This window comes from Ruania rhizosphaerae (assembly GCF_009805705.1).
GTDB classification, from domain to species: domain Bacteria; phylum Actinomycetota; class Actinomycetes; order Actinomycetales; family Beutenbergiaceae; genus Ruania; species Ruania rhizosphaerae.
This window is the reverse complement of record NZ_VSMB01000015.1, coordinates 1-14,118: the sequence shown is the minus strand read 5'-3', so window position 1 is coordinate 14,118 and position 14,118 is coordinate 1. Positions and strand designations below refer to the sequence as shown.

At 68.7% G+C, this 14,118-nt stretch carries 13 protein-coding genes and 1 pseudogene; 5 read left to right on the top strand and 9 right to left on the bottom strand.

What is annotated here, in order from left to right:
• The first annotated feature begins 20 nt into the window (after window positions 1-20).
• On the top strand, window positions 21-554 hold the full coding sequence (locus tag FV560_RS17100; RefSeq protein WP_159622787.1) for a CGNR zinc finger domain-containing protein: 534 nt from the start codon (window positions 21-23) through the stop codon (window positions 552-554).
• Between the two features lie 132 nt (window positions 555-686).
• On the opposite strand, the gene FV560_RS17095 is transcribed toward FV560_RS17100, so the two are convergent.
• The 9 genes from FV560_RS17095 to FV560_RS17055 all read right to left on the bottom strand — a co-directional run bounded on the left by FV560_RS17095 (window position 687) and on the right by FV560_RS17055 (window position 10,335).
• Entirely contained in the window at window positions 687-1,637 is a 951-nt protein-coding gene (locus FV560_RS17095; RefSeq protein ID WP_159622786.1) for a hypothetical protein, read from the bottom strand.
• 143 nt (window positions 1,638-1,780) lie between these two features.
• Complete coding sequence (locus FV560_RS17090) at window positions 1,781-2,182, bottom strand: type II toxin-antitoxin system VapC family toxin (protein WP_159622785.1); 402 nt, start codon at window positions 2,180-2,182, stop codon at window positions 1,781-1,783.
• Entirely contained in the window at window positions 2,179-2,430 is a 252-nt protein-coding gene (locus tag FV560_RS17085) for a type II toxin-antitoxin system VapB family antitoxin (RefSeq protein ID WP_159622784.1), read from the bottom strand. The genes FV560_RS17090 and FV560_RS17085 overlap by 4 nt, the downstream gene beginning before the upstream one ends.
• A 78-nt stretch (window positions 2,431-2,508) precedes the next feature.
• Window positions 2,509-4,827, bottom strand: coding sequence for a glycoside hydrolase family 31 protein (locus FV560_RS17080; RefSeq protein WP_159622783.1), 2,319 nt, complete (start codon window positions 4,825-4,827; stop codon window positions 2,509-2,511).
• Window positions 4,824-5,939 carry a glycoside hydrolase family 15 protein gene (locus FV560_RS17075; protein WP_200837760.1) on the bottom strand — a complete coding sequence of 372 codons (1,116 nt, stop codon included), beginning with the start codon at window positions 5,937-5,939 and terminating at the stop codon, window positions 4,824-4,826. Before FV560_RS17075 ends, FV560_RS17080 begins: the two co-directional genes overlap by 4 nt.
• A 76-nt stretch (window positions 5,940-6,015) precedes the next feature.
• Window positions 6,016-7,290, bottom strand: coding sequence for an ABC transporter substrate-binding protein (locus FV560_RS17070; protein WP_200837758.1), 1,275 nt, complete (start codon window positions 7,288-7,290; stop codon window positions 6,016-6,018).
• Between the two features lie 43 nt (window positions 7,291-7,333).
• Window positions 7,334-8,149: a carbohydrate ABC transporter permease gene (locus tag FV560_RS17065; RefSeq protein ID WP_159622781.1), complete on the bottom strand. Its 816-nt coding sequence runs from the start codon at window positions 8,147-8,149 to the stop codon at window positions 7,334-7,336.
• A complete protein-coding gene (locus FV560_RS17060) occupies window positions 8,142-9,086 on the bottom strand; it encodes a carbohydrate ABC transporter permease (RefSeq protein WP_159622780.1) in 945 nt (314 codons plus the stop codon). The genes FV560_RS17065 and FV560_RS17060 overlap by 8 nt, the downstream gene beginning before the upstream one ends.
• Window positions 9,087-9,090: 4 nt before the next feature.
• Window positions 9,091-10,335 carry an ROK family transcriptional regulator gene (locus FV560_RS17055; RefSeq protein ID WP_159622779.1) on the bottom strand — a complete coding sequence of 415 codons (1,245 nt, stop codon included), beginning with the start codon at window positions 10,333-10,335 and terminating at the stop codon, window positions 9,091-9,093.
• A 324-nt stretch (window positions 10,336-10,659) separates the two neighbouring features.
• Between FV560_RS17055 and FV560_RS17050 the strand changes: the two genes are divergently transcribed.
• The 4 genes and pseudogenes from FV560_RS17050 to FV560_RS17035 all read left to right on the top strand — a co-directional run bounded on the left by FV560_RS17050 (window position 10,660) and on the right by FV560_RS17035 (window position 13,236).
• The gene (locus tag FV560_RS17050; protein WP_159622778.1) at window positions 10,660-11,118 is read left to right on the top strand and encodes a carboxymuconolactone decarboxylase family protein; all 459 of its coding nucleotides are present in this window, start codon (window positions 10,660-10,662) and stop codon (window positions 11,116-11,118) included.
• 30 nt (window positions 11,119-11,148) lie between these two features.
• Complete coding sequence (locus tag FV560_RS17045; protein WP_159622777.1) at window positions 11,149-12,033, top strand: sigma-70 family RNA polymerase sigma factor; 885 nt, start codon at window positions 11,149-11,151, stop codon at window positions 12,031-12,033.
• Between the two features lie 195 nt (window positions 12,034-12,228).
• A pseudogene (locus FV560_RS17040) lies at window positions 12,229-12,849 on the top strand (ATPase, T2SS/T4P/T4SS family); the annotation flags it as partial.
• A 162-nt stretch (window positions 12,850-13,011) separates the two neighbouring features.
• A complete protein-coding gene (locus FV560_RS17035; protein ID WP_159622775.1) occupies window positions 13,012-13,236 on the top strand; it encodes a hypothetical protein in 225 nt (74 codons plus the stop codon).
• Window positions 13,237-14,118 lie beyond the last annotated feature (882 nt).

Here is a 14,118-nt window from a genome sequence, read left to right as displayed (position 1 = left end):
AAGCCTGATGTAATGTCCTTATGCATCTCAACCCTTACGGCGAGTATGCGGTGGTGCTGGCTGCTTCGCTCGCCAATGACTGGCCTGCAGACCGCGCCGGTATCGAGGCCCGGACGCGGGAGTTCGGCATGACCCAGCCGTTCCCGGAAGCTCCGGACGACCACGCCCGGACCCGGCTCGTGATCGATGAGTGGCTGGAGGTCGTGGACGCTCCGGACGAGGACAGCCGCGCCGCCACCCTGAATGCTCAGATGGCCGCTGTGACCGCCTACCCTCGCCTGACCGATCACGACGACGAGGGCTGGCATCTGCACTACCGCGACGACGGCAACTCCCTGCCGCATGTGCTGGCGGCCGTGATCAGCGTGGGCACCGCCCTGCATCTGACCACTCGCGGCATGCATCGCTTGAGCCGATGCGCGGCGGGGGAGGTCCCGGGAGACCCGTGTTCCGCCGTCGTGGTGGACGTGACGCGCAACGGCAGACAACGCTACTGCTCGGTACGGTGCGCGAACCGGGCCGCCGTGCGGCGACACCGGGCGCGACACGCCTGAGGTGATTCGATCCCGTCGCCGCGAAGCCGAGGCGGCATCCCGGGCCGGATTGCGACCGTGGTGAGCCCGGAGACGACGGTCGTGCTCGTGGCCTGTTGTTGAACCACCTGTGGATGCACGATTCGCGGTGGCCTACCAGGCGGCCAGCACCAGGGCACCGGTGAGGAGCAGGTAGATGCCGAGCCAGGCCGCTGTCGATCGTTGCGGCCGCCGGTAGTAGGCGACGGCGCGTTCCTTGAGTGGCGAGTGGTAGCGCGTTCTCGCCACCCACCAGAGCAGCAGGTGCCAGATCAGCACGGCGCAGATCGGCTGACCGATCCCGATGACGACCGCGGCGACCGTCCGCCATGACTCGTCCGGGACGATCCGGGAGATTCCGAAGGCGATCGCGGCTAGCGGTGCGAAGCCGAGGACGTAGCCGGCGAATCCAGGTATCAGCTGACTGCCGACCAAGCCGGCCCGGGTAAACCGGTGCAGGGTGTAGTCATAGACGCGCATGGGCCCCGAGAACGTCCAGGTGGTTCCCCGGTAGAGCGAGGCCGTCGCCTCGTCCTCCATGGGCATCCCGGACGTTTCGAAGACGTCGATCACCTGCTCGACCGGATCTGCATCGGCCAGACCCCGGCGGGTGGCCCGGATGCTCAGCAGCAGTGGTAGCCCGCCGATCGCAATAGCCGCCACCATGGCCACTGCCCAGGGAAGCGGGACATTGGCGCCGATCTCGCCCACGACGATCCCGTTCAGCGTCAGGACTGCGAGCACGAGCACCACGATCCATATGGTCCGTAGGTTGCGCGCCCAGCGGGGAATGCCGTAGAAGTCGTGCCGGACCCGGCCGTAGGTGAGCGACTCCGGGTGCAGCGGCGTCTCGAAAACACGCAACCGGGGCCCCGCGTCGCCCTTGCGCTGGAGAATCTCCCCGTCGCCGGCGATGGTGGTGATCGTGCCCTGCACGCCGCTCACCTCCACTGCGCCCGGTCCGCCACGGATCGAGACGACTTCACCTTTGAAGCGCCCAGCGCTCACATAGTTTCGCGCCGTCTGCTCGTGATACTCGTGGACCTGATAGGGCTGGTTCGTCATCGCACGTTCCGGGTCGGGTTCTCCCGACGGTATCGGAATCCCGATGGCGGCGGGCCGAATCGACCGGGATGGCGGGGTGCGACGGGGTGATAGCCGACGTCTCCTTCCCGGCGCGGGTGCGACGACACCGGGCGCTGCAGCGCTCAGGGCTGCGGAGCACCAGGGCGAAGGTCAGTACGGGAGAAGTCGTCTCCCTTGAACAGCAGGGGTTCACCGGTACGCGCGGCGAGGGCATAGCTGAAACAGTCGCCGAAGTTCAACCGAGCTGGATGTCCTGAACCACGCCCGTAGTCGCGGGCCGCCTGGCGTGCCGTCCTGGCGTCCTCCGCCGTGACGTCCACGACAGTGATGTCGAGCGTGTCGAGCACTTCATCGAGCCTGCGTCCAAGGACGGGATCACCGATCCGGTCGGTGACGATGGCGAGCTCGAGATAGTTCGCGGCCGAAAGGTAGGCGTGCTCGGCTGCTGCAAGGGCTTCCCGGAAGGCGGATTCTTCCTCCTCGCCTTGCAGGATCGCGACGATCGCTGAGGTGTCGACGATCATCGGGGAAGGCCCTGATCGTCGTAGAGGTCGTCAGTCGAGAGGGAAGCGCCCGCCGCATGCAGGCGGGTGCGCACGTCGTGGAGCAGGAAGTCCAGATCTGCGGATCTTGCCGCTGCCGTTGTCGCGTCGAAGCTGCGGAGGTACTGCTCCAGGGCGGCCTCGATCGCGCTTGTCTGGCTCGTGCCAGCCCGCCGTGCTGCCTCGCGTGCGAGTTCATGCACCCGTTCATTCTTGATGTTCAGGCTCATCGGTCACTCCTTCTACCATGGTAGATAGCAGTTCTACAATGGTAGAAGGGGTCGTGCCGCTCGTCTACCGTGCCTCGTCTACACAGGCCGCTCGGCAGCTGGCGCCGAGAACACCTCCCGCAGCCCCTCCCACCCGGCCTCCCGCACGAACACCGGCACCCGGTCGCGCCGGGAGACGTCGGCATCCACCGTCGCTGCGCCGTCGTGGGCCCGCCCGGACCACACGTCCACCCACACCCCTTCTGGGAGGTAGACCGGCCAGGTCCGCGCGCCCGGTTCCAGCACCGGTGCTACCAGCAGGTCGTCCCCGAGTAGCCACTGCACCGGGTGCTCCCACACGGCGGCGTCCCCCGGGTGGTCGAAGTAGAGCGGCCGCATCAGAGGACGGGAGGTCGCCACGGTCTGCCGTGCCGCTGCGGCCAGGTAGGGCACCAGGCGTTCGCGCAGCTCCACCAGCGCCCGCACCTCGTCGATCACGCGGGAGTCCCCGGTGCGGTCGGCGATGTTCCACGGCGTGCGGTCCACCGAGGGCGTGCGATGGTGGTTGAACTCGGAGTGGTACTGCATGATCGGCACGAACACGCTCGCCGCCATCGCCCGCACGTACAGCTCCGGCTCCGGGATCGGCCCGGAGAATCCGGCGATGTCCCAGCCCCAGTAGACGATCCCGCAGGCCGCGGCGCTCAGCCCGGCCAGCATCGACCACCGGAACGCCTCCCAGGTGGAATTCTCGTCCCCGGCCCAGAACGCTCCGTGAGCCTGCGACCCGGTGAACCCGGCCCGGCTGAACGTCACCGGCGCCTTCCCGCACGACTCCAGGAGCCGTCCGTAGGCAGCCGCGTACCCGGTCGCGAAGGTGTTGTTGCCCTCGTCGCCGCGCCGCCCGTCCAGGTACACCAGGTCCGACCCCCAGGCATGCTCACCGCCGTCGGTCTTGAACCCGTCGATGCCCACCTCCTCCACCAGGTACCGGCGCTTCGCGGTCCACCAGTCGGCGGCCCGCTCGTCGGTGAGGTCCGGCATCAGCCCGAGCGGGAACCACCAGCCCCGGTTCCGGTAGGGCCGCAAGGTCCCGTCTGGGGCCTCCTCCCGGACCAGCACACCCTCCTCGATCGCAGCCCGCGCGTCCGCCTTCGCCTGACCGACCGGGTGCGGGCGCATCTTGATCAGCGGGATCTGCCACAGGTGCACCCGCACGTCATGGGCGTGCAGGGCGTCGACCATGCCCTTCGGGTCCGGCCAGGCGCCGTCCGCCGGGAAGGTGAAGTCCGCCAGCCGCATCGGCCCGCCGTCCTCACGTACCTCATACTCGGCGTTGCGGAAGGCGGTGAACGTTTGCTCGTCGCTCCATGCCTCGATCACTACGTTGCCCACGGGGATCTCGTGCTCGCGATGCAGCGCCAGCTGCCGCTCCACCTCGGCCTGGGTGTTCCACTCGTTGCCGCTGGCCCACAGCCGGAACACCCAGTCCGGCAGCTCGGTGGGGCGGCCTACCTCGTCCAGGAAGGCGTCCAGGACGGCGGCCGGCTCGCCCGCGTAGGTCGCCACACCCAGCAACGGCGTGGTCCCCGACGGCGCATCCACCTCCGCGGTGATGGTCAGCCGGTCCGGGCTCGCTTCGCCGATGTCGAACCACACCCGGCGTGACGTCTGCACATGGAAGCCCCACCCGGCGCCGCCGACCACGTGCGCGAACGGCATCGGCAGGTAGGTGCGCCGGTGCGCGCCCTGGCTCTTGTACTGCTCGAAGACCACCGAATCCAGTGACGTGCCGCGGTGGTCGAGGGCGTCGTAGCGCTCCCCGAAGCCGGTCACGTGCTCGCCGGGTGCGAGCGGGAGGGCGAAGCGCACCTGGTGCACCCGTTCGCCGTCGTCGAGCACCTGGGTACCGGGGAGGATCCCGACGGCGTCCCCAGCCAGGTCCAGCACGTCACCACTGTTGTCGCTGGCATCGCCGTCTACGTCACGCCAGGCGGCTACCCGGCACTTGTGGTACCGGGTCCGCTGGGTGCCGTCAATGCCGTCAGTGCCGCCGCCGATGGTGCCGTCGGTGCCCCTTCCGGTGTACCCGACGAAGCGGTAGCGCAGCGTGGCGCCCATGGCCGGTGCGATGATCTCGGTCTGCCACCCGCCCGCCTGGCGGGCCTGACGGGCCTGCGCGGAGGCGAGGTGGCCGCCGTCGGTGGACTGCCCACGCGAGGATCTGGCGACCCGCGCCAGGGAGACCGTGGTGACCGGTCCGTCGTCGACCTGGTACTCCAGCTCCACGGCGGCGACCTCGGCGGAGGTACGCACGCCCAGGCGCACCAGCTCCGCGGCCACCGGCTGGACGGGGGAGCGTTGTTCGGTGTCGTGGGCGTAGGGGTGGCCGGAGCCGAGTGGGCGGTGCCGGATCATGCGTTCTCCTTCAATTCTGCGGGTGAGAGTGCTGCGGCGAGGCGAAGCACCATCGCGTGGGACCACAGCAGAGGTGTGGCCACGGGCCCCCAGCGGTCGAGCCATTCGGTGCGGTAGTGCGGTGCGAGCAGGTGCCCGTCCACCTGCTCGGGCAGCAGACCGTCCGCAGTCGCGGTTCCGACCGCCCAGTCGAGCAGTTCTCCGGCCCGTGCGGTGTTCCCGGCCCGGGCGTGTGCCAGGCCCAGGAAGCAGGACAGCAATGGCCACCGGCCGCCACCGTAGAAGGTGTCGGCCCGGAAGCGGTACACACCGCCGTCGGTGCACAGTTGCTCCTCGATCGCGGCGATCGTGGCCGCAGCGAGCTCGGACTCCGGGTCGATCACTCCGAGCGGACCGATCAGTGCGGCCAGGCTGGCGTCCACCGCGTCGGTGCCGAGCCATTTGGTCAGGTGCCCGTGGGCGACCCCACGGGTGGTGATCACCTCCATGACCGCATCCGCCCCATCGCGAGCAGCATCAGCCCGGGTTCCGGTCACCAGGCCCGAGTCGGCGGCCGCGCGCAACCCGGCCACGATGCACCCCAGGGTGGAGACGTGCACCTGCTCGGCGTGCTCCTCCCACCAGTCGTAGCAGGGCCGCTGCCAGGAGCTGAGCAGGTAGTCCACGGTCAGTTCGGCAGCCGACCGCCACCGCGTGACATCCAGCCCGTGCCGCGCGGCGTGCTCGGCGGCGGCCCACAGCCAGGTGCCGTACCCGTCGAGTTGGAAGTCCCACCACTCGTCCGCTCCGGGGGCGCCGGCCATCGTGAACCGGGTCGGCAGCATCTGTTCCTGCGGCACCGGCTCACCGGCCGCGGCGGCCGCGACCACCCGCTCGATCGGGGTGCGATGGGCCTCGACCACCCCGGCGCACCAGTCCAGGAACGCCGAAGGTGAGGCCACCTCCCCGGCGGAAGAGACGCCGTCGGCGATGAACGCACCATCCCGGAACCAGCAGTACCCACGGTAGGCGGAGAAGGTCGGGCTCGCCGGGTAGGCGCCGCCCGGTTCCTGCAGCGAAGTGATCAGCGCCAGGGAGGCATCCAGCAGCGGGGCATGGGCAGTGGTGGTCATCAGCATGTCTCCACGGGGTCGCCGGGTGCCCTCGCGGGAATGGAGGGCACCCGGCGTCGGGTCGGTACGGGCGGGGTCAGCCGAGGAGGGCGTTCACGCGTTCCTCGGCCGAGGCCAGTGCCTCCTCGACGCTCGTGCGCCCGGCCGCGGCCTCGGTGAGTTCTTCGGTGACGATGTCCTGCATCTCGGCCTGACCGTCACCGATGGAGGGGGCGAGTGCCACCTGGTCGAGGGAGTCGAACACGGCCTGCCGGTTCGCCGGGTTCTCCTGCTGGAGGTAGGTGTCCAGCTGGGCCTGATCGGCGATCGGGGGCAGCTCCCAGCCTGACTCCAGGCGCACGTCCACGGTGGTGGGTGAGCTGGTGAGGAACTGGGCGAACTCCGCGGCAGCGGCCTGGTTCTCGGAGGAGGCCGAGACGCCCACGGCGTTGGAGAACAGGGCACTCGCCTGCTGGGCGTCACCGGGCTCGACGGCAATGTCCCAGGCGAAGTCGGCCTCGGCGAGGGCGCCGAACATCCAGATGCCTGTGTGCCACATGGCCAACTCGCCGCCTGCGAACAGCCCGCTGTCGAAGTCGGGCGTGCCGGCGCCCTGTTCGGCTGTGGGCATCGTGGTGCCGGACTTGTTCACGAGCCACTCGGCGGCGGCGATTCCCTCGGGCGAGTTGAAGGCGACCGCAGTGCCGTCCTCATTCAAGAACTGCCCACCGGCCTGCGCCACGGCCTTGTAATACTCGTGGTAGCTGATCGGTTGGTAGTCGCCCCACACCCCGGCGTCGGCGTCCGTGAGTGCCTCGGCGGCTGCTCGCTCGTCCTCCCACGTCCAGTCAGCGGTGGGGTAGTCCAGGCCGGCGGCGTCGAAGAGGTCCTTGTTGTAGAACAACACCACGTTCGAGAACGAGCTGGGCAGGGCGTACTGCGTACCGTCGGTGGCGTAGGCCTCGGCGAGGGAGGTCTGGTAGACGCTGGTGTCGACGTCCGCCAGCGGGGCGAGCACCCCGCTGGCCTGGTAGGAGGCGTAGTTCGCGAACTCGATGTCGAAGACGTCGGCCACGGTGCCGCCGGCCAGGTCGGTCTGCAGTGCCGTGAAGTAGTCCGCGTAGGGGAGTGTGGTCACCTCCACGGTGATGTTCTCGTGCTCGGCCTCGAACGCATCCACGATGGTGTCGAGGTTCTCCTCGTTGCCACCGGCGGAGATGAAGTTGGTGTACGTGATCGTCACCGGGCCATCGTCGGTGGTGCCGGCAGGCTCGGTGGCGGGGTCGTCTGTGCTGCCTGAGACACAGGCGGTCAGGGTCAGGCCGAGCGCGGCAGCGATGCCGGCGCCGGCCATCCAGCGGGTGCGGGTCATGAGGATCTCCTTCGATTCTTCAGGGTGAGGCAGGGGGTAGGTGTCATTTCAGTCCGGTGCCCGCGACGCCTTGGATGACGTACTTCTGGGCGAACAGGTAGAGGGCGAGCATGGGGAGCACGCTGACGACCGAGCCGGCCATCATCACGTCCCATTGGGTGGTGTACTGCCCCTGCAGCCCGGCCAGTGCCAGCGGCAGGGTCTGCAGGTGTTCGGAGCGCAGGATGATCAGCGGCCACAGGAAGCCGTTCCAGCTGCTCATGAATGCGAAGACCGCGAGGCTCGCCAGGGCGGGCCCCACGAGCGGGAGCACCAGGCGGGCGAAGATGCGGAAGTGTCCGGCGCCGTCGATGGTGGCGGCCTCGTCCAGCTCCCGGGGCACGGAGTTCATCGCCTGCCGCAGCAGGAACACCCCGAACGCGCTGGCCACCCCGGGAAGCAGCACACCGAGGTAGGTGTCCACCAGGCCGAGGCTGCGCATCTGCACGAACAACGGCACGATCAGCACCTGGATCGGGATCATCATCGTGGCCAGGTACAGCCCGAAGACCAGGCCGCGCCCCGGGAAGGCCAGCCTGCTGAAGGCGTAGCCGGCCAGGGAGCTCGTGGTCAGCTGAAGGGCCGTCGTCGTGATGGCCAGACCGAGGGAGTTGGCGATCACGCGTGCGAACGGGGTGTTCGCGAACAGCTCGCGGTAGGCCGCCAGGGTCGGGTCATCCGGGATGAGCTGCGGGGTGGCATCGAGTCCGACACCGGGGGAGAGGGAGGTACTGACTGTCCACGCGAACGGGAAGAACATCACCAGTGCGCCGAGGGCCACCACGGCGGTCAGCAGGATGCGGCGGATGCGCTCAGGCATAGGTCACCCACCTCCGTTGTCCGATCAGCTGGATCACCGTCACGGCGAGCACCAGCAGGAACAGCAGCCAGGAGAGTGCCGAAGCCTCGCCGGCCGAGCTGTACCGGAACGTCAGGTCATAGATCTGCTGCACCACCACGGTGCTGGAGCCGGCCGGCCCGCCCCCGGTCATCGCATACACCTGGTCGAACACCTGGAAGCCGTTGATCAGGGAGATGACCACCACGAAGAAGGTGGAGGGAGATAGCAGCGGCAGGGTGATGTTCAGCAGGCGCCGGAATCGCCCGGCGCCGTCGATCATGGCCGCCTCCTGCACGTCCGTGGGGATCGCCTGCAGGCCCGCGAGCAGGATGATCATCACGAACCCGAGGTCCTTCCACGCCGAGGCGAGGATGATCGAGGGCATCGCCCAGTACGGGTCGGTCCACCAGCCGGGCCCGTCGATCCCCAGCCCGCCGAGCATCGCGTTCACCACGCCCACCGACGGGTTCAGCAGCCACCGCCACACCAGCGCCACCACGATCCAGCTGGTGACCACCGGCAGGAAGTAGATCCCGCGCAGCAGGTTCCGGGCCGGGATGAGGCTGTTCAGGGCCAGCGCCAGGGCAAGTCCACCGATGTAGACCAGCGGCAGATATCCGACGACGTAGTACAGCGTGTTCGCGAACACTCGCCTCGTCGCGTCATCGGTGAGCAGGGTGGTGTAGTTCTCCAGCCCGACCCACTCCATCACCCCGATCAGGTTCCACGAGTGCAGGCTTGTCCAGAACGCCCCGATCATCGGGTAGATGGTGAATGCCAGCAGCGGCAGGGCGCTGGGCAGCAGGAACGCCAGCACGGTCAGGGTGTAGCGCAGCCGGCTGCCGCGCCTGGTGCGCCGAGGCGGCGCGAGTGGGCGCGTGGTGCGCGAGATCCCGACGGCGGAGGGTGCAGTCATCGCTTCACGCTCCGTTCCCGGCGGGGCCGGCTGTACTCGCTGCGCCGGCAGGTGCCTCGCCGATGGCGAGGCGCTCGCGGACAAGGCGACCCTGCTCACCGGAACGGCCGACGGCGTCGAATGGGGTGGACAGCACCAGGGCTGCAGCACCCTGGGCCCACCGGTCGTCCTGCCACGTCTCGACGGTGACGGGCACGTGGCGGGTGTGCGGGATGAGAGCGGCGCGGAAGGCGGGTTCGAATCCGGCCTGCCAATGCGCCCAGGCCGTGACGCCTTCACCGAGCACGATCACGGCCTCCGGGTCGAGCAGGTTGACGACCCCGGCGAGGGTGCGGCCGAGGTGGGTGCCGGCGCTGCGGTAGATGTCCACGGCGATCGGGTCGCCGGAGTTGGCGCTGGCGTGTAAGGCCTCGATACCGGAGTCGTCGGGCAGGACGCCTTCGGTGGCGGCCCGGCGCAGCAGGGCGCGTTCGCTGATCAGGGTTTCCAGGCAGCCGGTGCTCCCGCACACGCACGCCGGCCCGTCGGTCAGGACGGGCATGTGGCCCAGCTCGCCGGCACCTCCGCGCCAGCCGCGCAGCACGTCGCCGTCGGTGATGAGGCCGGCACCGACACCGGTACCGATGGTGACCACGAGGGCGTGACCCAGACCGCGGCCGCTGCCGTAGAGCGCTTCGGCCATGGCGAGGGCGTTGACGTTGTTCTCGACCAGGACCGGCAGGTCGACCGCCCGGCGAAGGGTGTCTCCGACCGGCACGCGCACCCAGCCGAGCTGGGTGGAGTCGACGGTGCCGGCGTCCTGCTCGTCGACGGTGCCGGGTACGCCGACGCCGATGCCGAGCAGCGGGCCGGGGGCGCACTCGGCGATGAACGACACGGTGATGGTGGCCAGGTCGCTGAGCGCCGTTCCGACCGCGGCGTCGTAGGGGCGCGTGGCGGACCGGTGGACGGTGCCGTCGATACCGACCTCGACGAGGGTGATGTGGTCGGCCACCACCTTGATCCCGATCGCGCGCCCGCTCTCGGCCGCCAGCCCGAGCAGCCGGGCCGGGCGTCCCCCCTGTGAGGGGGAGTGGTCCAGTTCGGTGAGCAGGCCGTCGGTGATGAGCCGCTTGGTCGCACCGGTGATGAGCGCGGGGGAGACGCTCAGCGCACGCGCCAGTTCAGCGCGGGACGTGGGTCCGTGGGCGCCGATGTGTGCGAGCACCGCTGAGCGGGTCACATCGGTGCGTGCCGCCGTCCGAGCCAATCTTCACTCCTTTGTTAAGTGGTGAAGAAAGAGTAGGCAGATGTGTCCGGTGCGGTCAAGCGGTGGGGGTGTGGTGGACGTGCGAGGGCTCGTCAATCAGAGTTCCAGAGCGCCCAGGAGTGGAAGTCGTACCGAATGAGGTGCTGTGCGGTGATGAGCAGTCAGTACGTGACTGCTCATCACCGCGTAGCGTCCGCAGCCGAGCGCTCAGCGATCTCGCACCCATGTCGAGCCCTGGCACCCATGTCACTGTCACACTCCGGCCCTCTCCTCCGACACCTCAGGTGTCACCACCACGTGGCACCAACGATGAGAGGAACTGCCATGACCCGTCTCGACCTGGCGCGGACGAACAAGCTCGGCTATGCGGCTGTGATCGGCCTGGAAGGCTACGCCCGTAAGGCCGTCGACCCGGTGCTGTATGACCTGATCAAACTGCGCGCCTCGGTCCTGAACGGCTGCGGCTACTGCGTCGACATGCATGCCACCGACGGTCGCCAGCGCTCCATCCCGGTTCGCAAGCTCTTCGCCGTCTCCGCCTGGGAGCACTCACCCACCTTGTTCGACGACCGTGAGCGAGCGGTGCTCGCACTGACCGACGCCGTGACCCGCTTGGGTCCGGACACGGTCACCGATGAGATCTGGGCGAATGCGGCCGCGCACTTCGATGAGGGCGAGCTCGGCGGGATCGTCTTCGCCATCGCCACGATCAACGTCTGGAACCGGCTAGCCATCGCCACCGAGATGGCACCTCCGGTCGACGCCAAGCACCCGGTGGAATGAGCCCGGCAGGTGCGCAGTACCGTGGCCTGCATGACCCATGCCTCGCCGGCCGCAGACGCATGGAGCCGTGAGCAGCACCGCCTGACAGGCATCGCCTACCGGATGCTCGGGGACTACGGTCTCGCCGAGGACGTGGTGTCCGAGGTTGCCCTGGCGGCGGTCCGCGCGGAACGGGAGGGTACGGTCCGCATCTGGCCGGCGTGGCTGACCACGGTGTGTGTACGCCGATCCATCGACCGTCTCCGGCAGGTCGTCACCACGCGGGAGGACTACGCCGGTCCATGGCTGCCGGAACCGGTCGCCACGGACCGGCTGCCGGAGGAGGTCGTCGCCGACCGGGAGCTGCTCTCGATCGCGCTGCTGCACATGGCCGAGCAGCTCCGCCCGGAAGCGCGGGCAGCACTCGTCCTGCACCGCGCGATGGGTATGAGCGCCGTCGAGATCGCCGAGATCCTTCAGCGGAGCCCGGCCGCCGTCCGACAGCTCATCTCGCGTGCCGAGCGCCGGCTGCGGATCGATTCCCGCGCGAGCATCCCGCCTGCTGCCACACCGGCGGTACTCGCCGAGCTCGTTCAGGCGATCGAGACCGGGGAGATCGACCAGATCCTGCACCTGCTGACCGATGATGCGATCCTCTGGACCGACGGTGGCGGACGGGTGCGTGCAGCCCTGAATCCGATCTACGGCGGCGAGCGGATCGCCCGGTTCATGGCCGGGGTGTTCGCGAAGGCCACGGCCGGGAGCCCACCTCCGCTGGTGAGCGTGACGGTTCTGGACGTGAACGGCGAGTCCGTCCTCGACGTGCGGCTGGGGCCGCGTCGTGATCTGGTGGCGGTCGATCTCGACTCCGCGGGTAGCATCCGGGCGATCCGCCAGATCGCCAACCCGGACAAGCTCGCCCGCGTTCCGGTGTGAACTCTGGGGCCCTCCCCGTCCAGCAACCGCGGGGCGGCCCAGACGGCTTCCCGCGACCCATGGTCACTGTCGTGCCGTGACGCGACGGGCGTTCCATTCGACGGACCTTTTCCACAAGCACACCCGGGAGATCCGGATAGTCGCTAGCGTGTGGGGAACGTCATCGGGTGCCGGCGGGAGCGTAGAGGGGGAGTGATGGCGAACGGGACGGCGTTGCTGGAGTCCGAGGTGCGGGAACTGATCCGCCGTCGAGGACTCGACCCGGCCGCGGATGATGCCGATCTGCGCACACTCATCGCCGATGCTGTCGCAGACTACGAGGACCGGTCCATGCGTGGGCTGGTCCCGCGGCTGGCCGACCTGGAGTTGACATCCAAGCAGCTCCACGACGCGATCTCAGGGCTGGGTCCGCTGCAGCGCTACCTTGACGACCCGGAGGTCGAGGAGATCTGGATCAACGGCCCCAACCAGGTCTTCGTGGCTCGCCGTGGTCGCCCCGAGCTGACGACCACGCTCCTGACCGAAGAGGAGGTGCGCGACCTGGTCGAGCGCATGTTGCGCACGTCTGGGCGTCGACTGGACCTGAGTACCCCGTTCGTGGATGCGAGCCTCCCCGGTGGCGAGCGCCTGCACGTCGTGATCCCGGATGTCACCCGCCGTCATTGGGCGGTCAACATCCGCAAGTTCCTGGTCCGGGCTCGCCGCGTGACCGATCTGGTCGGACTCGGGTCACTCACGGACGAGGCCGCCGCGTTCCTGCACGCGTCCGTAGCCAGCGGGCTGAACGTGCTCGTCAGTGGGGCGACAACACCTGGCACGGAACAGGCACATTAAATCGCGGCCCGGGGTAGCCCTGAACGGCTTGCTGTCAAGGCAAACTCCTATCTCCAAGAGACGCTGTACGGGCCCGCGCAGTTGGTGCAGTCTCGGGTTGTGCAGGCGGCAACGGGCCACCTGCACAACCCGAAAGGAACCACCATGACTACTACAGACGTCGCCCGCGAGGTGAACTACGAGATTCTGTACGAGTGGCTTGACCGCCCTGAGCAGCACACCTTCATCGCGCGGGCAGCCGTGGAGCTGCTGGCCGAGCGTCTGCAGGACGACCAATTGGTGAAGCTGCTGGTGCACACCATGCTCATCCCCGAGGAGGCACGGCAGGGGATGGACCTGGAGGCCATCGCCGAGGCGTGGCCCACCTGACGCGGTCCTCCCTCGCCATGCGGCTCTAGGCTCTAGGCTCTGCACCATGGATGGGTGGGCAGTTGCAACAGCCGTCGGCACCATCGCGGCGGCGGCGGTGCCTGCGGGGCTGTACTTGCTGGAGCGGCGAGAGCGAATCCGCGAGCGGGCTGACCGTGAACGTGCGCAGCGGGATTTGGATGACCAACTGCGAGAGCAGGCGAAGCGGGCAGAGCGGCGCGAACGGGCTGAGTTGGAAGCCCAGGTGCGCCGGGTTGGTATCTGGAATGGCAGTAAGCCGGTGGTGGTAGTGGACCCGAACGTCAGCCGGGGTACCCGAACGGAGCAACAGGTCGTGGTTCACGTCGCTAACCGCAGTGACGACCCCGTCCATGACCTGTGGGTATGGACCGAGGGCATCAGTGAGGAAGCGCCAGTTCACGGGCTCGGCCATAGGGCGGAACTGGCTCCTGGCGATGCACTGGAGTTGTCCGCGAGGCAGTTGGTGCCCATGCCGTGCTGGATCGAGTTCACCGACGTGCATGGCCGTCGCTGGGCTAGGTACAACAATGGCGACGTGTGCAGAGCCGAGAACACTGACCACGTGCCGGGTGCGCCAACGGGCGAACGCCGCCGTCCGCGCGGCCCATGGCCGCCCGAGAGTCGCCCCGCCAGGGGTCAGGGGAGTCCAGATCGCAAGGACCGCGCCCGGTAGGACGGCTGGTCCGGCAGCCTTCCTTGCCGCGTCGGCTCACCCCCACCCCCCTGTGGCTCCTCGAGGCTTCGAGGGGGTCGAGGTGGTGTGTGGGGCCCGTGAGGGGTTGCGCGGCTCCCTAGCGGAAGCGTGTGAGGTCTGAGCATGACAGCAGCCCGCCACCCCGGCGCAGGGTGACGGGCTGCTGG

Coding starts and splice junctions, on each gene's coding strand:
- FV560_RS17050 (WP_159622778.1), top strand. CDS start 10,660: ATGACCCGTCTCGACCTGGCGCGGACGAACAAGCTCGGCTATGCGGCT.
- FV560_RS17035 (WP_159622775.1), top strand. CDS start 13,012: ATGACTACTACAGACGTCGCCCGCGAGGTGAACTACGAGATTCTGTAC.
- FV560_RS17090 (WP_159622785.1), bottom strand. CDS start 2,182: ATGATCGTCGACACCTCAGCGATCGTCGCGATCCTGCAAGGCGAGGAG.
- FV560_RS17045 (WP_159622777.1), top strand. CDS start 11,149: ATGACCCATGCCTCGCCGGCCGCAGACGCATGGAGCCGTGAGCAGCAC.
- FV560_RS17060 (WP_159622780.1), bottom strand. CDS start 9,086: ATGACTGCACCCTCCGCCGTCGGGATCTCGCGCACCACGCGCCCACTC.
- FV560_RS17100 (WP_159622787.1), top strand. CDS start 21: ATGCATCTCAACCCTTACGGCGAGTATGCGGTGGTGCTGGCTGCTTCG.
- FV560_RS17075 (WP_200837760.1), bottom strand. CDS start 5,939: ATGACCACCACTGCCCATGCCCCGCTGCTGGATGCCTCCCTGGCGCTG.
- FV560_RS17085 (WP_159622784.1), bottom strand. CDS start 2,430: ATGAGCCTGAACATCAAGAATGAACGGGTGCATGAACTCGCACGCGAG.
- FV560_RS17080 (WP_159622783.1), bottom strand. CDS start 4,827: ATGATCCGGCACCGCCCACTCGGCTCCGGCCACCCCTACGCCCACGAC.
- FV560_RS17065 (WP_159622781.1), bottom strand. CDS start 8,149: ATGCCTGAGCGCATCCGCCGCATCCTGCTGACCGCCGTGGTGGCCCTC.
- FV560_RS17070 (WP_200837758.1), bottom strand. CDS start 7,290: ATGACCCGCACCCGCTGGATGGCCGGCGCCGGCATCGCTGCCGCGCTC.
- FV560_RS17095 (WP_159622786.1), bottom strand. CDS start 1,637: ATGACGAACCAGCCCTATCAGGTCCACGAGTATCACGAGCAGACGGCG.